The sequence below is a fragment of the Flavobacterium sp. FlaQc-57 genome, from assembly GCF_044007395.1.
Taxonomy (GTDB): Bacteria; Bacteroidota; Bacteroidia; order Flavobacteriales; family Flavobacteriaceae; genus Flavobacterium.
In genome coordinates this window covers 776,921-798,581 of sequence record NZ_JBIPDA010000002.1, presented here as the reverse complement: position 1 = coordinate 798,581, position 21,661 = coordinate 776,921, and the positions used below count along the sequence as shown (strand labels likewise).

At 32.1% G+C, this 21,661-nt stretch carries 20 protein-coding genes and 1 tRNA gene; 14 read left to right on the top strand and 7 right to left on the bottom strand.

What is annotated here, in order from left to right; all coding sequences use genetic code 11:
- Positions 1 to 2: 2 nt before the first annotated feature.
- From ACHRVZ_RS09430 to ACHRVZ_RS09415, 4 genes are all read right to left on the bottom strand, one after another.
- On the bottom strand, positions 3 to 2,195 hold the full coding sequence (locus ACHRVZ_RS09430) for a peptidase domain-containing ABC transporter (RefSeq protein WP_395422089.1): 2,193 nt from the start codon (positions 2,193 to 2,195) through the stop codon (positions 3 to 5).
- A gap of 316 nt (positions 2,196 to 2,511) precedes the next feature.
- A complete protein-coding gene (locus ACHRVZ_RS09425) occupies positions 2,512 to 2,703 on the bottom strand; it encodes a hypothetical protein (RefSeq protein WP_395422088.1) in 192 nt (63 codons plus the stop codon).
- A gap of 8 nt (positions 2,704 to 2,711) precedes the next feature.
- Complete coding sequence (locus tag ACHRVZ_RS09420) at positions 2,712 to 2,843, bottom strand: hypothetical protein (protein ID WP_395422087.1); 132 nt, start codon at positions 2,841 to 2,843, stop codon at positions 2,712 to 2,714.
- A gap of 78 nt (positions 2,844 to 2,921) precedes the next feature.
- On the bottom strand, positions 2,922 to 4,478 hold the full coding sequence (locus ACHRVZ_RS09415; RefSeq protein WP_395422085.1) for a vitamin K epoxide reductase family protein: 1,557 nt from the start codon (positions 4,476 to 4,478) through the stop codon (positions 2,922 to 2,924).
- Between the two features lie 261 nt (positions 4,479 to 4,739).
- On the opposite strand from ACHRVZ_RS09415, the gene ACHRVZ_RS09410 reads away from it, so the two are divergent.
- Positions 4,740 to 4,874, top strand: a complete 135-nt coding sequence (locus tag ACHRVZ_RS09410; RefSeq protein WP_395422083.1) for an rSAM-modified peptide — start codon at positions 4,740 to 4,742, stop codon at positions 4,872 to 4,874.
- 67 nt (positions 4,875 to 4,941) lie between these two features.
- Complete coding sequence (locus ACHRVZ_RS09405) at positions 4,942 to 5,133, top strand: rSAM-modified peptide (protein ID WP_395422082.1); 192 nt, start codon at positions 4,942 to 4,944, stop codon at positions 5,131 to 5,133.
- 168 nt (positions 5,134 to 5,301) lie between these two features.
- Here the strand turns inward: ACHRVZ_RS09405 and ACHRVZ_RS09400 are convergent, their stop codons facing one another.
- On the bottom strand, positions 5,302 to 5,613 hold the full coding sequence (locus ACHRVZ_RS09400) for a helix-turn-helix domain-containing protein (protein WP_395422507.1): 312 nt from the start codon (positions 5,611 to 5,613) through the stop codon (positions 5,302 to 5,304).
- A gap of 1,607 nt (positions 5,614 to 7,220) precedes the next feature.
- On the opposite strand from ACHRVZ_RS09400, the gene ACHRVZ_RS09395 reads away from it, so the two are divergent.
- From ACHRVZ_RS09395 to ACHRVZ_RS09340, 12 genes are all read left to right on the top strand, one after another.
- Entirely contained in the window at positions 7,221 to 8,399 is a 1,179-nt protein-coding gene (locus tag ACHRVZ_RS09395) for an acyl-CoA dehydrogenase family protein (protein WP_395422081.1), read from the top strand.
- 87 nt (positions 8,400 to 8,486) lie between these two features.
- Positions 8,487 to 9,269, top strand: a complete 783-nt coding sequence (locus ACHRVZ_RS09390) for a DUF3050 domain-containing protein (protein ID WP_395422080.1) — start codon at positions 8,487 to 8,489, stop codon at positions 9,267 to 9,269.
- Between the two features lie 66 nt (positions 9,270 to 9,335).
- A complete protein-coding gene (locus ACHRVZ_RS09385) occupies positions 9,336 to 10,103 on the top strand; it encodes an SGNH/GDSL hydrolase family protein (RefSeq protein ID WP_395422079.1) in 768 nt (255 codons plus the stop codon).
- Between the two features lie 50 nt (positions 10,104 to 10,153).
- Positions 10,154 to 10,981, top strand: coding sequence for a helix-turn-helix domain-containing protein (locus ACHRVZ_RS09380; RefSeq protein ID WP_395422078.1), 828 nt, complete (start codon positions 10,154 to 10,156; stop codon positions 10,979 to 10,981).
- A gap of 69 nt (positions 10,982 to 11,050) precedes the next feature.
- The gene (locus ACHRVZ_RS09375; RefSeq protein WP_395422077.1) at positions 11,051 to 12,016 is read left to right on the top strand and encodes a nitrilase family protein; all 966 of its coding nucleotides are present in this window, start codon (positions 11,051 to 11,053) and stop codon (positions 12,014 to 12,016) included.
- A 73-nt stretch (positions 12,017 to 12,089) separates the two neighbouring features.
- Positions 12,090 to 12,596, top strand: coding sequence for a GNAT family N-acetyltransferase (locus ACHRVZ_RS09370; protein WP_395422075.1), 507 nt, complete (start codon positions 12,090 to 12,092; stop codon positions 12,594 to 12,596).
- Positions 12,597 to 12,794: 198 nt separating this feature from the next.
- Positions 12,795 to 14,276 (top strand): ATP-binding protein, encoded by a 1,482-nt coding sequence (locus ACHRVZ_RS09365; RefSeq protein WP_395422074.1) that lies wholly within the window; start codon positions 12,795 to 12,797, stop codon positions 14,274 to 14,276.
- Positions 14,277 to 14,357: 81 nt separating this feature from the next.
- Entirely contained in the window at positions 14,358 to 14,744 is a 387-nt protein-coding gene (locus ACHRVZ_RS09360; RefSeq protein WP_395422072.1) for a helix-turn-helix domain-containing protein, read from the top strand.
- A gap of 436 nt (positions 14,745 to 15,180) precedes the next feature.
- A complete protein-coding gene (locus tag ACHRVZ_RS09355; RefSeq protein WP_395422071.1) occupies positions 15,181 to 15,702 on the top strand; it encodes a hypothetical protein in 522 nt (173 codons plus the stop codon).
- Between the two features lie 116 nt (positions 15,703 to 15,818).
- Positions 15,819 to 16,610, top strand: coding sequence for a molecular chaperone (locus ACHRVZ_RS09350; protein WP_395422070.1), 792 nt, complete (start codon positions 15,819 to 15,821; stop codon positions 16,608 to 16,610).
- Positions 16,603 to 17,634, top strand: coding sequence for a hypothetical protein (locus tag ACHRVZ_RS09345; RefSeq protein WP_395422069.1), 1,032 nt, complete (start codon positions 16,603 to 16,605; stop codon positions 17,632 to 17,634). The genes ACHRVZ_RS09350 and ACHRVZ_RS09345 overlap by 8 nt, the downstream gene beginning before the upstream one ends.
- A 103-nt stretch (positions 17,635 to 17,737) precedes the next feature.
- Positions 17,738 to 20,437 (top strand): hypothetical protein, encoded by a 2,700-nt coding sequence (locus ACHRVZ_RS09340; protein ID WP_395422067.1) that lies wholly within the window; start codon positions 17,738 to 17,740, stop codon positions 20,435 to 20,437.
- A gap of 124 nt (positions 20,438 to 20,561) precedes the next feature.
- Here ACHRVZ_RS09340 and ACHRVZ_RS09335 read toward each other — a convergent pair.
- Together ACHRVZ_RS09335 and ACHRVZ_RS09330 are read right to left on the bottom strand one after the other, a co-directional pair.
- Positions 20,562 to 20,648: transfer RNA gene (locus tag ACHRVZ_RS09335), tRNA-Ser, on the bottom strand.
- 61 nt (positions 20,649 to 20,709) lie between these two features.
- Positions 20,710 to 21,582 carry a LysR substrate-binding domain-containing protein gene (locus tag ACHRVZ_RS09330; RefSeq protein ID WP_395422066.1) on the bottom strand — a complete coding sequence of 291 codons (873 nt, stop codon included), beginning with the start codon at positions 21,580 to 21,582 and terminating at the stop codon, positions 20,710 to 20,712.
- Positions 21,583 to 21,661 lie beyond the last annotated feature (79 nt).

The window sequence follows — 21,661 nt, the reverse complement described above, 5'->3', positions numbered from 1 at the left end:
ATTTAATTTCCTAATTGTAATTGATTTTTCACCAGTTCAAAATAACTCCCTTTTTGCTCGACTAAACTAGAATGGTTGCCAATTTCGATGATTTTTCCTTTATCTAAAACCACAATTTGATCAGCATTCATAACGGTACTTAATCGATGAGCAATAACAACTACTGTTTTGTCTTTAAAGAAAGTATCCAACTTTTGCATAATTTCTTTTTCATTATTGGCGTCTAAAGCCGAGGTTGCTTCATCAAAAAACAATATCTCGGGATTTTTATAAACAGCGCGTGCAATGAGCAAACGTTGTTTTTGTCCCGTACTCATTCCAACTCCTTCGGCACCAATTTTCGTATTATAACCAAGCGGTAAACCACTAATGTATTCTTTTATATTGGCAACATCGGCGGCATAAACCAATCGTTCTTTATTAATTATATCAACACCAAAAGCAATATTATTAGCGATTGTATCACTAAAGATAAAGCCTTCCTGCATTACGGCTCCAATATGAGATCTCCAGCCTTTTTGCGAAATATTTTTAAGTTGTGTATTACCAATATGAACTTCACCTTTTTCAGGCTCATAAAACTTAAGAAGCAGTTTCATCAAAGTAGTTTTTCCGCTTCCGCTAACTCCAACTATTGCCGTTACTTTATTGGCCGGGATTTTTAAAGTTAAATTGTCTAAAACAAGAATATCTGATCCAAGATAGCGATAAGAAACATCTTTTATATCAATATCCGAATCATAAGGAACATCACTTGTTTGATGCTCTTCTTGCTGTGTTTCATCTTCTTTTTCGTGAATTTCAGATAATCTTGCCAACGAAATTTTAGCATCCTGAAGTTCTCGAACAAATTCTATAAGTTGTGTAATTGGCCCATTCAAACTTCCCACAATCGAACTTATCGCCAACATCATACCAAGAGTAATAGAACCGTCGATTACCAGTTTTGCAGAAAGAAAAATAATAAAGATATTCTTCAATTCATTGATTACAGAAGAACCGATTGTTTGTGTTTGTTCTAAAATTAGCCCTTTTATCGAAACTCTAAAAAGTCTCGCTTGTACATACTCCCAACCCCAACGTTTTTGCTTTTCGGCATTGTGGAGTTTAATTTCCTGCATTCCGTTGATAAGCTCCATTACTTTACTTTGTTCTTGAGAAACCTCAGCAAAGCGTTTATAATCTAATACTTCTCTACGTTTTAAGAATAACGTTATCCATCCAAAATAAAGAATACTTCCGGCAAAAAACACAAAGAAGATCTTAAGATTAAAGTACGCCAATACTCCGCCTAAAACAAACATATTGATTACAGAAAATAAGACATTTAATGATGATGTGGTCAGAATTTTTTCTATTCTTCGATGATCATTTATACGCTGCATTATATCTCCGGTCATTCGGACATCAAAAAATGAGATAGGCAAATTCATTAATTTAATAAAGAAATCTGAGATAAGCGATATATTGATTCTGGTTGAAAGATGAAGTAAAATCCAACTTCTGATAAGTTCTAAACCGGTTTTTCCTGCGAAAAGAAATAATTGTGCAAAAAGAATCAGATAAATAAAATGAATATTCTGATTCTGAATACCGACATCGACAATACTTTGGGTTAAAAACGGAAAAATTAGCTGTAACAAACTACTCGCTAATAAACCAATGCTAAGCTGGATCAAAAATGATTTATATCGCAATACGTATTGTGACAACAATCGAAAACCTAATCCTTTATTTTCTTCTTTATCAAATTCAGATTGAAAAAACTTTGGAGAAGCTTCCATCAACAATGCGACTCCTTCCTGAGTAGAGTCATCTGCATTGTTTCCAATCCAAAATTTAAGAAAATCTTGTTTATTATATTCAATTAAACCAAAAGCCGGATCTGAAATATAATAGGTGTTTTTTTTAATTTTGTAGAGCACTACATAATGGTTTTTATTCCAATGCAGAATACATGGCAACGGCGCTTCTTCTAACCTCGTTATACTTAGTTTTACCCCTAAGGTTCTAAACCCAACTTTTTCTGCTGCATCACTCAAAAACAGCAAATTACTTCCTTCACGAGTTGTTTCACTAATGTCTCTCAACTCCTGAATGTTGATTGTTTTTCCGTAATGTTTAGCTACTATCTTTAAACACGTTGGCCCACAATCTTTGTAATCAGCTTGCTTATAATTGGTGAATTTTTTCAATTTACAAAATTTAATTCAAGTGCAATTTAATATTATAATTCTGATATTGCTACAAAAAAAAACAGAGAGGAAAAATTCCTCTCTGTTTACTATTTAAAAGCTTTATTATTCGAAATACAATTTCTGTAGGACATGGCACCGGTTAACCCTAACCAAATAAAATCAACTCAGTGACCAATTTCCTAAAGAATCCCAACACCAATCATCAATGTGGGGAATTTGCTCAATGTTCCACGATCGAGCGCCTACAAATTAAAAAAAACATGACTAAATTCTAAAAAAGGCTATATCGTATTACTCTTAAAAAGGTTAAAAATTAACAACAAAGTCGGCTTGTATCGCAAATACCTGGCATAGTATTTACCGGACAAGTGCCGCCTACGGGTATTAAAACACAACCTGCTTCGATTGCATAAACCCAACATTCAGGAATCCCTCCTTTTATCTTTTTTTGCTCACTCTTAGTTATATGCTGAACATTTTCTAAATTCAAAATATTTTTTAACATATATATTTTTATTTAGTCATAACAGAAGTATCGAACTTCTTTTTACCGTTTTTCAGCTGATTCAAATTAGCAAGCATGCTTTTTTGTTCCTGTTCTGATAATTTTTCAATTCCTTCTATTTTTAAAATTTTTTCTAACATCGCTTTTTCTTTTTAGGGTTAATTTTTCAACTTCATTACAAATATTTAAAAACTTCTTTTCAATCTATTTTTAAAAAATTAAGCGGTTTTTTCTAAAATCTCAATCTCTTCTACAAAATCATTCAAGAAATATTTCAACTCACTTAATTCATATTCGTTAGGAAACAGTCTCTCATTAACTATTTTTATAGGAGTGTAGTTAAAATTATTTTTCGAACACCACTCATATTGCTTTTGTATTTCCTGATTAATCATCATACTAACAGAGTCAACATGCCATTTTTTTAACCATTTTTTTAGTCCAATCTTCTTAATATGCCAATCTGATATCGCTTCGACCGTTTTTCCTGGTGTTGATCTGTTTATTGTTAAAAGCCTTTCGACAACAACTTTATACGGATTTTCAGTGTTTTCAGGATTAATATTGAACAACACATTCAAAAAGATCTTGTCCGGAAATCTCATTACCAAATCAAAAGCTTCATGAAATGTATTATGACAATGTTCGCAACTTGGGCTTATTATAATAGAAAGCTTAACTGCTGCATTTCTATTTCCAAAATTCAAACCTCTTAAATCCTCAAATCCTTTTGTATAAGGAACTTTTCTGGACAAAAAATTCAATAAAGAATAATTTCTTTTAAACTTTTTCATTTCCTTAAGTGAGTTTTCGCTACTTAGGATATTTTTTATCATTGATTTTAAAACAAACCAAATAGGAACCAGAAGAACTACTGAGAATAAAAATGGAAAGACATTCTCGAAACTAAAACTCAATGTGAACAAATCTGATGCAAACCATATAATACTTTGCACAAAAATCAAAAATGACACCATTAAACACATTACGCACCATTTTTGAATTTCAAATTTTTGAATCCAAATTGAAGACACTATAATAGGTATTGCCAGCAAGCTTAAAAAGCCAATAAAAATTGCTGAATCTAAAGGACGAATTAAAATAGAAATCAAACTGGCACTAAAAAAAATCAATGGCAGATCAGGAAAACTAATCCATTTATTCTCATTTCCATCTTTACTGTTAATAACTGCATTACATGAAGAAGTTGTGCTAAGATTACAAATTCTTGAGATGATACTATTTTTGAAACCTAATTTTTCCTGAACTATAAATACACTAACTATAAATCCTAATATAGATGTAGTTAAAAAAATAAGACTGAATAAATTATATGTATTGTAGAAAAAAGACAAACCAACAATTAATAATAATGGTAAACCATATTTTAACCAACTGAATTCTACTTTTAAATTTTCTCTTGCAACTACATTATTAGGTTCAATTGCAACAACTACTCCATTCCAATCTAAAAGGAATTTTTCATAAGGCAATTTTTGGCTTCCTTTTTTGATAGTATTTATACGTACGAAATTTTTAGCCTTTTCTACCAATATAAGTTCTTCTTTAAAATAAGCTAAAAAATTTGATGGTAAGTCTACTATTTGTTCTTTCGAAACTCTTACTGCAGCATTCTCTACAGATAGTAAATCCAGAGAATCTGTTATCGCAAATAAACTAGGGTAATTTGGATGAGAAAGAAACAAATCTTTAAACTCATTTTTAATTTCCGAGTATCTATTTATTTGGAGAAATTTTTGGACAAGTTTTAACATCTTTTTCGATCGTTTTAAATCATAATTACAATACAAATATTGCTGTTTTTATTGTAAATAAAACGACGATGGCACACATTTTATCAATTATACTACATACAATTTATAAATTATAGCATGTTGAATTCATTACTCAATAATCTGTACTACAATTACTTACGACTGATAAATTTCTAACAAAACCCTCAAAACCGTAATCTCGACTAAGCGTTTTCCTTTTTGTCTAGTTTTGATAAATCATAAACCCTAATACACAAAGACATGACAAATCAAGCATTAAAATTCGAAGATTTTGAGAACGAAAAATTATCAAGAAAAGAGCAAAAAACTGTTCACGGAGGAGAAGATTTAACTGATCCAACCATAGGTCAAGGTAAAGGAGCAGGTAAGCCATAAAGCTAAAATCAGAAGCTAAAATTTTAAAAAAATCATATTAAAAATTAATAATTTAATACTAACAGACATGGGAAATCAGAAACTAAATTTCGCAGATTTTGAAACTGAACAACTATCCAAAAATCAGCAAAAATCAGTTCGCGGAGGCGATTCACCAATACTAACTGCAGCGCAAGAAGCAGCACAAGAAGCAGCTAAAATATTACTAGAAACAGCACCAACAGATCCAACTATTGGTCAAGGAAAAGGAATGGGTTGATTCAAGAAAAGATTAAATATCATAGGCCAATCTTGAAGCTTTCGAAATAGAATAACTATCTGGAAATCAACAAAAATTATGATATAATCTATTCATAAATCGATAATCCTAACAAACAAGAGAAGTACCACAACTTAACTTTATCTAAATAATCTTATATTTTTTTAATTAAATATTATTCGCAAATTGAGCTGGAGATACTCCAGTTCTTTTGCGAAATGATTTGGCAAAAGAAACTGCATTTTTAAACCCAACACTTTCTGCTATTGCCTGAGTTGAATATTTTCGGTACATATGATTGGTAATCATTTCATTGATTACGTAGTTAATTTTAAGTTCGTTAGAGTATTCTCCAAAAGATTTACCAAATCTTTTATTAACGACATACGACAAATAGGTTGTATTCGTTTTTATTTTTTTTGCGACATAAGGCAGCGTAAAATCGGCATTTAGATATTCGTGTTTGCTTTCGAGAGCCAATAGTTTTTCTACTATTTTGTTCTCTTTTGCTTCATCAATACTTAAATTGACATTTTCTTTCTTAAGCTGAATTTCTTCTGGTTCAAAAACAACTTCTTCTTGTACTTCCGGTTCGGCTTGATTTTTCTTTTCTAAATTGGCCTTGAATTCTTCAATTAAGGCGTTCATTTTTTTATGTGCTTTATTTTTATCCCTAATATTTTTAATCAATAAAAATACAATTGCAACAAATAAAACGACATAAAAAACTTTTAAAGCTTTATTCAAAAAAACATCATACTTATATTTTTCCTGAATAGAAATCATTTCATCAGTTAAACCTCCAACACCAAGTTTATAATTTACCTCTAAAACTTGCTCACTTAATTTTGTTTCAGATTTTTCATAATTATCCAAATAAATTTTAGAGTGTTTATAAGCCAATTCAGGTTCTTTGCGAATACTATAAATTTTTGCCTGATAATAATTTGATTTTAAATAATCGACTTCATTACTTTTTGTTATAGCACCAATTGAATCTGATTTTTTAAAAAAAACTAACGCTTTATCGTATTTTTTTGTTGTAAAATAGATATCTCCTAAATTATAATTTGCCGAGCATAACATATCCAGCATCTTATTTTGATCGGCTAAAAATATAATATCATAATAGGTTTTCTCCGCATTTACATAATCTTTTTTCCAGCTGTAAATATTACCCAAACTTAACTTTGCAACAATTTTATTATCTGCAAAGTTTTTAGAATAACTAACTGTTCTCTTATAAAAATATTCAGATGAATCCAGTAAAAATTTCTCCTTCAGGTTTTTTACATAATTATTCTCATACGCGCCAGCCAAACTGAGGTTAATATTACTTTTGGTATTTAAGAATTGGTCTTTAGTATAAACACTTTCATTCTTATCTACAAACTCATCTAGTTGTCTTAAGTTTTTAATCGCCAACCTATAGTTCCCAACCGAATTATTTATAGAAGAGATGTTGGTTTTAAATTTTACAATTTGAATAATATCTCTTATTTCCATAGAAAGTTTCATTCCTTCCTGGTAATTTTCTAATGCTTTACTAAAATTCGCTCTTTTCCACTCAGCCAATCCACCATAATTATATAAGTAAGATTTAAGCTCTGTTTTTTCTCGCGAATCAGGCATTTTATTCAAATACTTAAATGCCAGCTGATAACTTTCTTTAGATTTTGCCGCATTTCCTTTTAATTGATCGAGGTAAGATAATGCTCCATTAGCAAAAGCAAGATGCTTATAATTGTTAGATCTAGCCATTTTATTGGCATATACAACAGCACTGTCGACATTTACATTAATATTAAGTCGAATTTTATCCTGCAATACTAAATACTCTTGTTCCGTTAATGCTTTCTTCTCTTGAGAAACTACATTATTCAGAACAAAGAAGAGTAAAAAAGAGATGATCAGCCTCATTCATTTTGTTTTTGGAATCTCAAAAATAGCTTTTAAATTTTCAATAAACTAAAATTTATTTCTATTTATACTATTTTTCTTCTTTATAAAGCGTAGAAATATAACAATTTTATATGTTTTTGTTATATTTTTATTGCGTAAATTTGTTTTTGTAAAACTATCAAAAAATGAAACCAGATTTATTTCAAGCCCCGGATTATTACAACCTTGACGATTTATTGACAGATGAACACAAATTAGTTCGTGAGTCTGCTCGTGCTTGGGTTAAAAGAGAAGTTTCTCCTATTATTGAAGAATATGCTCAAAAAGCAGAATTTCCAAAACAAATTATTAAAGGACTTGGCGAAATTGGTGGTTTCGGACCTTACATTCCAGTAGAATATGGAGGTGCTGGCTTAGACCAGATTTCTTACGGTTTAATAATGCAGGAAATTGAACGCGGAGATTCTGGCGTAAGATCGACTTCATCTGTACAATCTTCATTAGTAATGTATCCTATATGGAAGTATGGAAATGAAGAACAACGAATGAAATACTTGCCAAAACTTGCAACAGGAGAATTTATTGGCTGTTTTGGTTTGACTGAACCGGATCATGGTTCTGATCCCGGAAGTATGATTACGAATTTTAAAGACATGGGAGATCATTATCTTTTAAATGGCGCCAAAATGTGGATTTCGAATGCTCCTTTTGCTGACATTGCCGTTGTTTGGGCAAAAGATGAAACGGGAAGAATTCACGGATTAATTGTAGAACGCGGAATGAAAGGTTTTACAACTCCTGAAACTCATAATAAATGGTCGTTACGTGCATCATCAACAGGAGAATTAATTTTTGACAATGTAAAAGTTCCAAAAGAGAATCTTCTACCAAATAAATCCGGATTGGGCGCACCACTAGGCTGCTTAGATTCTGCTCGTTACGGAATTGCCTGGGGAGCAATTGGGGCAGCAATGGACTGTTACGATACTGCTTTGCGTTATGCTAAAGAAAGAATCCAGTTTGGAAAACCTATTGCAGGAACTCAATTACAACAGAAAAAACTGGCTGAAATGATTACTGAAATCACAAAAGCACAATTATTAACCTGGCGTTTGGGTGTTTTGAGAAACGAAGGAAAAGCTACAACAGCTCAAATCTCGATGGCAAAACGTAATAATGTTGATATGGCAATTCATATTGCGCGTGAAGCCAGACAAATGTTAGGCGGAATGGGAATTACGGGAGAATATTCGATTATGAGACATATGATGAACCTTGAAAGTGTAATTACTTACGAAGGAACTCATGATATACATTTATTAATAACAGGAATGGATGTAACTGGAATTCCAGCATTTAAATAATAAACAACTATTAAAATATATACAAAAACAATATGAAAAGCTTCTCTTTCCCGAGAAGCTTTTTATCTTTGCACAAAATTTACAAAAATGAATATTGAAACTATCAACAATAGCATTCAACTACAAAAAGATCAACTTTTAAAACATTCTTTATATAATAAGATTCAGAATATTGATGATTTACATATTTTCTTAGAGACTCATATTTTTGCAGTTTGGGATTTTATGTCATTATTAAAGGCGTTACAAGCAAAACTTACTTGTACTACAACACCTTGGTTCGCTACAAAAAATCCTGAGACAAGATACCTGATCAATGAAATCGTTCTTGCAGAAGAAACTGATTTAAGTATTGACGGAAGAAGACAAAGCCATTACGAAATGTATATCGAGGCTATGGAAGATTGTGGTGCTAATACCAACGGAATCAACAATTTTCTATCTGAAGTTACTTCACTTCATAACATTTTTGTTGCCATTAAACAAAGTTCCTTACATCCAGATGTAAAGGCTTTTTTAGATTTTACTTTTAGAGTAATTGAGCAAGGAAAACCGCATGAAATTGCCGCTGCGTTTACTTTTGGAAGAGAAGATTTGATTCCGAGTATGTTTACAGCAATATTAAAAAACTTTCAAAAAAATCTTCCGGAAACGGATCTAAGCAAATTGCTTTACTATTTTGAAAGACATATTGAACTTGATGCCGATGAACACGGCCCAATGGCAATGCAAATGATCACAGATTTATGCGAAGATGATGCTCAAAAATGGAAAGAAGTAGAAGAAATTTCAATTCTGGCATTAGAAAAACGAATCGGTCTTTGGAACGCCATTGAAGAAGAAATCGTGATGAAAGCAGAAATGGTGTAAAACCAAAATAAGTTATACAACGTAACTATTTGTTTAGAATGATCCGAAAATTAATTTATCTAAATTATGAAACCGCATTTCAAACAAATAGTTATTGTTATCCTTTCTATATTTCTTTTAAGCTGTAGTTCTGATGATTCAGCTTCAAAAACTCCTGTTACTCCAACATTACCTGTTACTCCTCCGGCAACACAAATTCCTACTACTCCAATTGCCAATTCTATTAAATATCTGGCATTAGGCGACAGTTATACTATTGGTCAAAGTGTTTGCGAAACTTGCAGATATCCCGAACAACTAAAAGCAAGTCTAAAAGCAATTTATCCTCAAACCGATTTTTCGTTAAAAATAATTGCGACAATTGGCTGGACTACTTCAAACTTAATTTCGGCAATAAACACACAAAATCCGGATTCTGATTATGATTTAATTACACTTTTAATAGGTGTTAACAATCAATATCAACATGTGGATTTTTCAGTTTATCAAAAGGAATTTCCTGAACTGCTTACCAAAGCAATATCCTTAGCCAAAGGAGATAAGAAAAATGTAATCGTACTTTCGATTCCTGATTATGCTTACACTCCATTTGCTGCAAATTACGCTGAGGCAAACCGCATGAAAATTTCTAACGAACTAAATCAATACAACACTTTTGCTGAGAATACATGTATAAGCAAAGGCGTAGTTTTTATTTCGATTACAGATATTACTCGTCAAGGTCTTAGCAATAGTAGTTTAGTAGCTTCAGATGGGTTACATCCTTCTGAATTGGCTTATAAACTGTTTGTTGGCCGTATTTTACCTGATGTAAAAATAGCTTTGCAGGATTAATATCTCTAAATTTGCATCACTATTTTTTGAGATTATTAAAAAATATCTTTATGCAAGTTTCTCCATCAAAAGAGCTATCACCTTACATTAAACATTATCTTTTTTTAGATAATGCTGCTACTGATATACAAAAACTTCGAATGTTTTCTGATGGTAATACTGGTGTTGTTTTTTCTCTAAAAAGTAAACTAATCTCTCGCATTGACAATTTGGGTGTAACAGATTATTTACCCAATTCTTTTTTATACGGGCAGCTTAATGGCTTCAAAGACATTTATTCTAATGATGCAATAACTTTGATAATTGTCGTTTTTCAACCCAACGGAATTCATCAATTATTAGGAATTCCGGCTAATGAATTTCTGGATGCTATTATTGCTATTGATACTGTTTTTGGTAAAAACGGAATGATTCTCGAAGAGCAATTATCTGAACAAGGTAATAATAATTCCAGAGTTGAACTTTTGAACGTTTTTTTCAGCAATCTAATTTCTAAAAAATCAGCATCAAACCAATTGATTATAAACAATTCATTGGATTTTATAATTTCAAATAAAGGATATTTTGCTGTTGCAGATTTAGTCAAATATACTGGTTATAGCGAAAGACATCTTGAAAGAAAGTTTCAAGAATCTATTGGGTTGAACCCGAAAAAATTTGGCAACGTTGTAAGACTACATCATTTTTTAAAATTACTGAAAAATAAAACTGACGATACCAATCTAACGGCTATTTGCTATGAAGCAGGATTCGCAGATCAATCGCATTTGATAAAAGAGTTTAAAAAACATACCGGAATATCTCCTACAGCGTATTTATACAGCAGCGGAAAATTAGCCAACAATCTTATTAAAACCTTTCCTGCAACTTCACTCTAAAATGTCGGTTTTATACAATTTATAGAATTACATGATTGCTATTTTTGATTCAAATTAATAGCTTAAATAATGGAAAATCTAAAAATAGCAACGGCTCAGTTTGAGAATAAAAGTGGTGACAAAAACTATAATTTATCTGTAATCGAAAAACTTTCGCAGCAAGCAGCCAATGAAGGTTGCGATGTCATTTCGTTTCATGAATGTTCTATTACGGGATATACTTTTGCACGACATTTATCGAAAGATCAAATGTTGGATTTGGCAGAAATTATCCCAACTGGAGAAAGCATTTTAAAACTTACTGAAATTGCACAAAAGAATGATATTGTAATTCTTGCCGGACTTTTTGAAAAAGATGAAAACGACAATCTTTTCAAGACTTATGTTTGTGTTGACAAAAATGGTTTGGTCGCAAAATACAGAAAATTACATCCGTTTATAAATCCATATTTAACGCCCGGAGATCGTTATTGTATTTTTGAAATTAAAGGCTGGAAATGTGGAATTTTAATTTGCTACGACAACAATATTATCGAAAATGTTCGGGCTACAAAGCTTTTAGGCGCAGATATTGTTTTCATGCCTCACGTAACAATGTGCACACCTTCTACCCGACCTGGCGCTGGATTTGTTGCACCTCAGCTTTGGGAAAACCGTGAAGCTGACCCAACTTCTTTACGACTGGAATTTGACGGAATGAAAGGAAGAGATTGGTTAATGAAATGGCTTCCCGCCAGAGCTTACGACAATGCGATTTATGCCGTTTTTTCGAACCCAATTGGTATGGACGATGATCAATTAAAAAATGGATGTTCGATGATTATTGATCCGTTTGGAGATATTTTAGCTGAATGCCGCTCTTTTGATGACTCTTTTGCAACAGCGATAATTACTCCTGAAAAATGCATTCAGGCTGGAGGAAATCGCTACATAAAAGCGAGAAGACCAGATTTGTACCGAGATATTATTGGTCAAAACCACGAATCGGAGCAAAATGTGGTTTGGCTGAATTCTGATAAAAAAAACATAAATTAAGGTTTTCGCCCACGCAAAGCAATTGAAAGATTTATCTTTGAAGATTCATTAATCTACAGAATAAACCACAATAATGGAATTTTTTAAAACTACTAATGAAGATATCGATGCTGTTTTCGATATTTATAACGAAGCTACATCTTATCAAAAAACAGTCAACAATAAAAGTTGGAGAGGTTTTGAAAGAACTCTTATAGAAAAGGAAATTGCCGAAAATCGTCATTTTGTAATCAAAGAAGCGAACGAAGTTGCTTGTACATTTGTACTTACTTTTAATGATTTAATTATCTGGAAAGAAGCCGCGCAAGATCCGGCTGTATATCTTCATCGCATTGCGACAAATCCAAAATTTAGAGGACAATCATATGTCAAAAAAATCATCGAATGGGTAAAAGTATATGCCAAAGAAAACAATAAAGAATACATTCGGCTTGACACGCACAGCGGAAACGAAAGAATAAACAAATATTATACAAGTTGCGGTTTTGACTACAAAGGAATCAGCACGATCGAATGGACAAGTGAATTGCCTGAACATTATAAAGAAGGTTCTTTTAGCTTGTTTGAGATTAAACTTTAGACATCTTCAAAAAAATAAAACCCTTGCGAAATTAATTCTCAAGGGTTTTTTAATTCTTAAAACATAAGAAAAAACTTAAAATAAAACTTCTTGCTTTTGGGTATTATCGCTATTTATCGATTAAAATTTTACTTATTATATTTAAATCAAAGACATTAAATTCAGTTAGATTACATTTGGATAAATGAGTGAGAAATCATGACCAAAAAAAAGATTAATCTGCCTGAGAATACAATTTTTCCGGAACGTAATAAAACAAGTCATAATGATGAATTATTGCTTGTTAACAAAAGACTTGCCCAACAAATAGAAGAACGTAAAAAACGTGCAGCCGAGCTAATTATTGCTAATAAAGAACTCGCTTATCAAAACGAAGAAAAAGAAAAACGTGCTGCCGAATTGGTGATCGCGAATACAGAACTTGCTTATCAAAATCAGGAAAAAGAAAATCGTGCCGCAGAACTTGTGATTGCAAATAAAGAATTGGCTTATCAAAACAATGAAAAGCAAAAACGTGCTGATGAACTAAGTATTGCCAATTCTGAACTTATATTTCAGAACAAAGAAAAAGAAAAACGCGCTGCTGAACTTGTTATTGCCAACGCAGAACTTGCTTATCAAAACCAGGAAAAAGAAAAACGAGCTGCTGAACTTCTTATAGCTAATGAAGAACTTACTTTTCAAAACAAAGAAAAAGAAAAGCGCGCTGCCGAACTGGTGATTGCAAATACCGAACTTGCTTTCCAAAATAAGGAAAAAGAAAAGCGCGCTGCAGAACTTGTTATTGCAAATAAAGAATTAACCTTCCAGAATAATGAAAAAGAAAAGCGCGCCGCAGAACTTGTTATTGCCAACGCAGAACTTGCTTATCAAAACGAGGAAAAAGAAAAACGCGCTGCCGAGCTGCTTATAGCCAATGAAGAACTTACGTTTCAGAACAATGAAAAAGAAAAACGTGCTGCCGAATTAATCTTGGCAAACAATGAACTTGAAGCTTTTACGTATATATCAAGTCATCATTTACAAGAACCTTTACGAAAAATACAAGTTTTTTCAGATCGAATTACAACTGATGAAAACCAAAATTTAACCGAAAAAGGGAAGTATTATTTTGAACGTATTGAAGTTGCTGCTTTTCATATGCAAGCACTTATAAACGATTTACTAACGTATTCTAGAACAAGTGTAACCGAAAAGAAATTCGAAAACGTTAATCTTAATGACGTTATCAATAGGGTGCTTGAAGATTTAGAAAAAGAAATTACATCAAAAAAAGCCATTATCGAAATAACAGGAAATTGTACCGCTAATATAATTCCGTCACAATTTCATCAATTAATATGCAATTTGATAAATAATTCTCTCAAATTTTCAGCGAATGATAAACCATTGCATATTACTATAGAAAGTGTATATACAAAACCCAAAACAAAGAAAAACAAATTGGCTGTTAATTACTGTCATATTATTATAAAAGATAATGGTATTGGATTTGATCCTCAGTTTGAAAGCCGTGTTTTCGAAATGTTCCAGCAACTTAATAATAAAACTGATTATAAAGGAACCGGAATTGGTCTTGCCATTGCTAAAAAAATTGTAGAAAACCATAACGGAATTATTACTGCAACAGGAAAACTTAATCACGGTGCTAAATTTGACATTTATATTCCTGTAGCATAAAATGAAGCCGGTATCTTACAAAAAAAGCCTGTTTTTTACTAAAAAGTATTTTTCTTTAAAAATTTTAAATACCTTTGATTTATGAGCACAGCAACAAAACCATATCATATAGGGCGAAAAATAAGCCGTATTCGTGAACTTAAAGACATGAAACAAGAAGCACTTGCACAAGCTTTGGGAACAAATCAGCAAGCAATCTCGGCTATGGAAAACAGTGAAAACATAGACGAAGAAAAACTTAAAGAAGTAGCAAAAGCACTTGGAATGACTGTTGAAGCCATTAAAAACTTTTCTGAAGAAGCTGTAATCAATTATTTCAATAATATTTACGATAACGGAGCTTTTAACAAGCATTATAATGATTGTACTTTTAATCCTTTAGACAAAGTTGTCGAACTTTACGAACGTTTGATACAGGTTGAAAAGGATAAAAATGAATATTTGGAGAAATTATTAAAAGGGAAATAAATCCTTTGAAAAACATATTTCTACTTAAAAAACAAAACCCTTGTAAAGCAATTTTACAAGGGTTTTTTATTTGAAGAAATGAAAATTTAAAATCTCCGACAAAAAACGTACAGGAATTTTGCTCTGAAAAGCGGAAAATCAAACAAATAAATCAAACAAAACAGACCGATTTTGTTGGATAACACAACTTTAGACGACGATTTCGCTCAAAATGTCTGTTAAAAAGCACGTTTTCTTCGCTCATAAACTCCAAAAAGTCGCTTTTTAAAGTAAGTTATGGATTACTAATTACCAAACATCTAACCTTTAAAATGCATTTCGTCGATTAAAATTACATCTTGTCTAAAACTTCTGAAATTGCATTTTTAATCTGAAATTGCATTATACATTTGCACTGAAAATTAACAGAATACAAACTTGATTCAATAAAATCCCAATGAAAAAATTACTTTTAGCCTCTTTATTTATCTTAGGCTTTTTTACAGTAAATGCTCAAAATGTAACATTAAATGTAAATTTAAAACCTATCCAAACTTTAGTGGTTAACAATGCACAGAAGATTGTAAATCTTACTTATACAACTGCTGATGATTACAAAAATGGTGTATCATCAACAAATACAGATCACTTAAACATTTACAGTACTGGAGGTTTTCAGGTAAAAGTAAAAAGTGCAAATGCTACATTGCAAAACGGAGCTAAAACTATAGATGCTAACACTATTCAAATTAAAGCAACTGCTGGTTCTAATGCTGTAAATGGCGCTCAATATTCTCAAAACGTTCAATTGTCTAACAACGAAACTACTTTAGTAACTTCTACAAAAGGTGGAGTAGACAAAAAGATTAGTATTGAGTATAAAGGTGCAGGAGCTGATACTTATATTGACAACTATGTTCCGGGTCAAAACCCTACGGTTTACACTACTGAACTTACATATACTATTGTAAGTCAATAAAACTCTAGGTGAGAATAAATAAAAAAGTGTCACAAGAAATTGTGGCACTTTTTTATTTAGCTAACTTTGCTTTACTTCAATTAATGTTCCCAACAGATTTCTTTAAACTACTTAAAATGAATAAACTTGCTTTACTTTTTTGTTTTTTAATTTTTCAAGCGCAGGCACAAACCGGTATTTCTGTATCTCCTCCAAGAATTTATTTTGAGTCGAAACCCGGAACGAGTAGTACTCAAAAAATAACGGTTACGAATGTGAGCCTAAAGAATACTTTGGATCTTGCCGTGAGTCTTGGTGATTGGGAGTATGACGAAAAAGGCGAAAACATGATGTATCCTTCAAATACTTTAAAAAATTCGTGTGCAAGCTGGATTTCTGTTAAAAACAATGACAATTATTTTACGCTAGCTCCCGGAGAAAGAAAAGATCTGGAGGTAACTATTACACCGGTAAAGGCAGCCAATGATAGTTTGCCTGCTCATACTGCTGTTTTATATGTAAGTCAAATGAATCCTGTGGATGATTTTGACAGCAAAGGAGCAAATATTAAAGTGAGTATTCGTTCTGGAATAAAAATTTTTCACACCTTTTCAAATAGTCTTACCAAAAAAATTGAAATTGAAGATTTAAAATTTGATCAATCTACGAATAACCTAAACTTAAAATTTAAAAATCAATCTGAAATTTGGGTAGATGGTAAAATTTCAACCGAAATTATTAATATAAAAACGGGAAAAAAAGTGGTGGTGAATGATATCGTTTTTTATACACTGCCAGGTAATTTACGTAAATTAAGTATTCCTGTTACGCAAGCTTTAGAGAAAGGATCTTACAATGCATCTGTCATTATTGATTATGGCGATTCGTCTCTGTTAGAAATGGCTGAATTAAATTTTAATTATGAATAAATATATTCTTATTACACTTTTTTGCATTCCTTTTTTGGGCTTTTCTCAAGTATCTTTTACATCTTGGGTAAACTCTTATTTACAAATTAATTCGTATAATGGGAATACCAATCCTGATGCCTATACAGTAACATTTGCCGGAAATGGTAATTTGAATATTCCGAATTGGAAACTTTCTGCACGATTGAAACAGAATATTGTATCAAACGATGGTAAATTCACGATTCCGTCTAATAAGATTTCTTTTCAACCCATTTCTACAAATGGTCAGGCATATCCAAATCCGGTTCCGACAATTTCGCAAATTGGCGCTCCATTAAATGTTTTTTTACAAGAGAATAGTGAGTCGTTTTTGATTCCAAATTCTAATGCCCCAATATATAACAATCCACAGACTCCAAATGGTTATTACAACCTTCAGTTAAAATATGCTCTAACACTTCTTGGCGGTTCATACTTAGGAAGTTTTCCTGCATGGACAAGATTTACTGCGTCTGTTGAGTTTACGGCGTACGACCAAAATAATGCTATAATTGGCAAGATGAGTCATGATTTTCAATTCCAAATTGGAAATATTACTGATGCACCGCCACCAGCAGATATACTTTCTTTAAAAATAAATATGAATGCTGCCAATGGGCTTTTAGAATTTAAAACGATGCAAGATTACAGTAACGGAACGAGTGTTACTTATACTGATGGGCTTTTGGTAAACAGCAGCAGTAACTTTCAGATTAAAGTACGATCTCTGCAAAGCAACTTACAATCTGCGGCCGGAAATTCAATTCCTGTTGATGTTATTAATTTAACATTAGGAACAGCAACATCAAACGCCAATCAGCGTATTTTTCCAATTGTTCTTAGTGCTGCCAATCAAACTTTGGTACAAACCAATAACAGCACTAATAATATGTCTTACCGTTACGATATTAAGTATTTTACACTACCTCAGGACGTGCGTTTGATCGATGCCAAATCAGACGATTATTCGACTACTTTACAATATGAGATTACCCCACAATAATTTTTAAAAGATGCGTTCTTGTAACTTTAAACTTTTATCAATCTTTTTTTTGTTTATACTCGTAAACCACTTGAATGCACAACAGATTCAGAATGCGGTTACTATGGAGATAAACCGGGATGCATCTTTTCAAAAAGAATCTTTAGTGAGTTTGGTCATAGTCGTTAAAAATACAACACCGGATAAGATAAATGGAAAGATCTATTTTACTTTACCTAAAGGTTTTAGAAACCTGGGATATCAAGGTCTGGAAATTGAAATGCTCCCTGATGAAACACGCCACATTCCGGTTAAGTTTATTATTGAAGAAGAGGCTGTTGCCGGATCTTCCTTAATTACCTGTAAATTAATCGATCCTTCGGGAAAATTGCTTGCAGAGCAAAGTACCAAACAAGTAATCGAAATAAACAATACACTAATTATTACTCCCTTAGAAACCTCGATTTACCGATCATCAAACAATGAACCGGTAAAAGTAAAAGTGAAGGTTAGTAATAAAGGGAATATCAGGCAAAACATTACTTTAGTTTGTAAATTTCCAGATCCAACAAATGGCAATTTATTCCTGGAACAGAATGCTGATATCGCTGTAAAAAAAGATTCTATTTTTACCTTCATCTATCTTCCTTCTAAAGAACTGGCCAAACAATCAAACTATTCGATACGCATATCAGGATTTAGAAATCCTAATAAAGAAATTTTTGGTAATACGAGCGTAGACGTTCAAAATATTGCCAGTGTACAACAATATCAAGGCGACTTATTTATTAATTTTTTGGAAGAAACACAAAACCAAATTACCACTAGTTACAGAAGGTTTGGCAGCGGACTCGATTTTTATCAGGTAAAAGGATCTGGCGGAGTCAATATTCCGTCGGGGTATCTGTTTATGCAAGGGAATATCGCTTTATCAAATACGCTTGAAATTCCTTTAGTAACCAACACCAGTTTAACCTATCGTCAGGAACGAAATCAGTACACCATTGGTAATATTAATAAACTCCTTGAAATGACTCTAGTTGGTAGAGGTGCTGAATACAGCCATACTTTCGAAAAAAATCAAAAAGTTGAAGTGGGTTTTGTTGATCAAAATTATAATTTAATAGAAGAAAATAGTTGGCTAAAAAATGGTTACGGCTTTTATGCCAAAGGAATGCTTCACTCTAATAACAGCTCACGAAATGCATCGGCAGGTTACCTCTACCGTTATGATCCATTCGAGAAAGCAAAACATAGTATTCTGGGAACTGAAGTTAATTATGATTTTAATCCAAATTGGAAACTGAATGCAAAAGTAAACGGTGCAATGAGTGTTTATGAAATACAAGATTTCGTTAAACCTTCTTTTGCCGGAGAAACAAATTATAGCGGAAAAATTAATAACTTCAATATCAACGGAAATTATTATTACAGCTCTGATTATTATCCCGGAAACAGACGAGGAAGTATGCTATTGCAGCAGAATATTTCGACCAATATTAAAAAACATAATCTATATGCAAATGTAATTCTTTCTGATTTTTCGCCTAAATTCTATTCATTTGAAACACAGCAAAAATCGGCAAACAATCGAATCGAATTAGGAAACCGTTTTCCTAAATTTAGAGATTTCAGCCTTAATCTAGGGTATCAATATCAAGACGAAAGTTCTAATAGTTACAATCAGCTTTTTGGAAATTCAGACAAAAATGCGAACCAAAAAATGTACGCCAACCGCATCGTCGAGCAATTTTCATGGATTAGTAATTCATCGCGACAATCAGCCGTTTTAGGACTTGAAACCGGTGTTGTGAAGTATCCAATGCAAACTGACAATCAGTTTCAGATGAAAATAAATGCGAATTATAGTTATCGAAATTTTAATATTAATTCGACTTTTCAATCCGGCAGCTATTATTTATCTGAATATGCCTTTTCTAGTATTGCCGGCAATGGTGTAAATTACGAAAAGCTTACAATGTCTTTATTTTACAACAATAACTTTGCAAACGACAAAGTAAACCTGAGCACCGGAATTTCTTATATAAAGGATATTGTTTACGGAAAATCACCCTCGGCCTTTATCAATGCCAGGTATAACGGAAAAGCATTTAGTACTTTTTTTAACTCCTCCTGGTACAATTATTCTGTAGGATCTCTTAGCAATAACACCCTGACTTTTGAAGTTGGTGTAACAGTAAATCTACAAAAAACCACATTAAATCCAGATCAAAAAGGCACCATCAAAGCACTAGTGTATTATGATTCTAACAATAATAATCAATACGATGCTGGTGAAAAATACGCTGCAAATTATATGATTAATATCAATAAAATTGCCTTACAAACCAATACCAATGGAATGGCAACTTATAAAAGAGTACCGTACGGAACCTATTATTTAAAGCAATTTACACAAGATGGCTGGTATTACGACGATGCTACTTTTGAGATTGACCGACATGTGCACAACCTTTCGATTCCGCTTCACCAAAGTGGAAAAATGCAAGGAAGAGTTTCCTTTACCTACAATACAACAACTGTGGTTGATTTTCAGCACCGCGCTTCCGGTATCTCTTTTAGCATTATGAAGGACAATCAGTTAATCAAAAAAATATACACTGATGATGACGGCAAGTACATATCGTTTCTTCCAATTGGTAATTATGTTATCACTATTGATGAAAAATCGCTTCCTGCAAATACATTTTGCGAAGTAGCAAGCCATGACATAACTCTAAAAGCGGGAGAAATAGTAATCGTACCCGAATTTATTATAAAAGTAAAAGAAAAGAAAGTCAACACTAAGAAATTCTCTAATTAAAGGTTTAGACAAAAATCTTTGTGTTCTCTGCAATAAAAAATAAATCCATAAAAAAAACCAATTCTACATTTGGACGTAGAATTGGTTTTTAACTTTTAAATACTTAAAAATCAGTATTAATTTGCAGAGAGGATGGGATTCGAACCCACGATACAGTTACCCATATACTAGCTTTCCAGGCTAGCTCCTTCAACCACTCGGACACCTCTCTAAATTAGGTTTGCAAATAACACAAAAAAAACTGAGTTAGAAAAACAAAATCAGACATTCCTTTACATACTTTTTCTAAATTCTTCCATAAATAATTTTACAGCCTTTTTTTGATACGCGCCTTCCATTGTCAACATAAACGAATCTCTCTGCGTGGGAACACCTGTAATAGCAATTGCTTTTAAATTATCCCAGCCTTTTAAGGCTTTCTCAGTAACAATTGTTACCCAATCGCTTTCTTCTACCAATTGCAAAAGTGCGTGAACAGCATTTAATTCTATCGAAACTTTGGGCTTCATATTATTTTTTAAAAACAATTCATCTAAAAATTCTCTGGAACTAAAACCTCTAACAGGTAAAATAAGTGGAAAACCATCCAATTTTTTAAAAGAAATTTTATCTAAAACAGCTAAAGGATGTGTCTTTGCAACTGCCACAACTAATTTTGAAGTGAACAACGGAATTTTCTGAATGGTTTCTTTTATCTCTTTTGAGGAAATAACCAAAACCAAATCTAATTCGTTATTCAATAATTTCTGCTCTAAAGGTTCAGTTGAGCCATATTCAACAACAATTTTTAGATTTGGATATTTTTTTGCAAACAAATTGACGATGGGTAAAACCAAAAGTCCAAAAATATAAGTTACTCCAATTCGTAATTCACCGCCAATCATTTCGTTCAAATCGTCAATCGCTTGTTTTCCACTTTGAACGTTTTCGATAACTTGTTTGGCGTGAATCAAGAAAACAGATCCTGCTTCAGTAAGCTGAACTTTCTTTCCAATTCTTATAAACAAAGGCATTCCTAGTTCTTCTTCCAGTTTTTTTATTTGTTGCGATAATCCGGATTGCGTTACAAAACACAATTCGGCTGCTTTAGTAAAATGAAGTACTTCAGCAGTTTTAATAAAATATTGCAGTTGATAAATTTCCATATCGATAAGTTTTATTACTTATTATCAGTAAAATTATTAATTTTTCTAATGAAATCATAATCGCGAACTTTGTAAAAAA

What these genes read in the sequence shown, in the direction of transcription:
- ACHRVZ_RS09425 (WP_395422088.1), bottom strand. Translation starts at nt 2,703, where the DNA reads ATGTTAAAAAATATTTTGAATTTAGAAAATGTTCAGCATATAACTAAG.
- ACHRVZ_RS09420 (WP_395422087.1), bottom strand. Translation starts at nt 2,843, where the DNA reads ATGTTAGAAAAAATTTTAAAAATAGAAGGAATTGAAAAATTATCAGAA.
- ACHRVZ_RS09415 (WP_395422085.1), bottom strand. Translation starts at nt 4,478, where the DNA reads ATGTTAAAACTTGTCCAAAAATTTCTCCAAATAAATAGATACTCGGAA.
- ACHRVZ_RS09410 (WP_395422083.1), top strand. Translation starts at nt 4,740, where the DNA reads ATGACAAATCAAGCATTAAAATTCGAAGATTTTGAGAACGAAAAATTA.
- ACHRVZ_RS09405 (WP_395422082.1), top strand. Translation starts at nt 4,942, where the DNA reads ATGGGAAATCAGAAACTAAATTTCGCAGATTTTGAAACTGAACAACTA.
- ACHRVZ_RS09395 (WP_395422081.1), top strand. Translation starts at nt 7,221, where the DNA reads ATGAAACCAGATTTATTTCAAGCCCCGGATTATTACAACCTTGACGAT.
- ACHRVZ_RS09390 (WP_395422080.1), top strand. Translation starts at nt 8,487, where the DNA reads ATGAATATTGAAACTATCAACAATAGCATTCAACTACAAAAAGATCAA.
- ACHRVZ_RS09385 (WP_395422079.1), top strand. Translation starts at nt 9,336, where the DNA reads ATGAAACCGCATTTCAAACAAATAGTTATTGTTATCCTTTCTATATTT.
- ACHRVZ_RS09380 (WP_395422078.1), top strand. Translation starts at nt 10,154, where the DNA reads ATGCAAGTTTCTCCATCAAAAGAGCTATCACCTTACATTAAACATTAT.
- ACHRVZ_RS09375 (WP_395422077.1), top strand. Translation starts at nt 11,051, where the DNA reads ATGGAAAATCTAAAAATAGCAACGGCTCAGTTTGAGAATAAAAGTGGT.
- ACHRVZ_RS09370 (WP_395422075.1), top strand. Translation starts at nt 12,090, where the DNA reads ATGGAATTTTTTAAAACTACTAATGAAGATATCGATGCTGTTTTCGAT.
- ACHRVZ_RS09365 (WP_395422074.1), top strand. Translation starts at nt 12,795, where the DNA reads ATGACCAAAAAAAAGATTAATCTGCCTGAGAATACAATTTTTCCGGAA.
- ACHRVZ_RS09360 (WP_395422072.1), top strand. Translation starts at nt 14,358, where the DNA reads ATGAGCACAGCAACAAAACCATATCATATAGGGCGAAAAATAAGCCGT.
- ACHRVZ_RS09355 (WP_395422071.1), top strand. Translation starts at nt 15,181, where the DNA reads ATGAAAAAATTACTTTTAGCCTCTTTATTTATCTTAGGCTTTTTTACA.
- ACHRVZ_RS09350 (WP_395422070.1), top strand. Translation starts at nt 15,819, where the DNA reads ATGAATAAACTTGCTTTACTTTTTTGTTTTTTAATTTTTCAAGCGCAG.
- ACHRVZ_RS09345 (WP_395422069.1), top strand. Translation starts at nt 16,603, where the DNA reads ATGAATAAATATATTCTTATTACACTTTTTTGCATTCCTTTTTTGGGC.
- ACHRVZ_RS09340 (WP_395422067.1), top strand. Translation starts at nt 17,738, where the DNA reads ATGGAGATAAACCGGGATGCATCTTTTCAAAAAGAATCTTTAGTGAGT.
- ACHRVZ_RS09330 (WP_395422066.1), bottom strand. Translation starts at nt 21,582, where the DNA reads ATGGAAATTTATCAACTGCAATATTTTATTAAAACTGCTGAAGTACTT.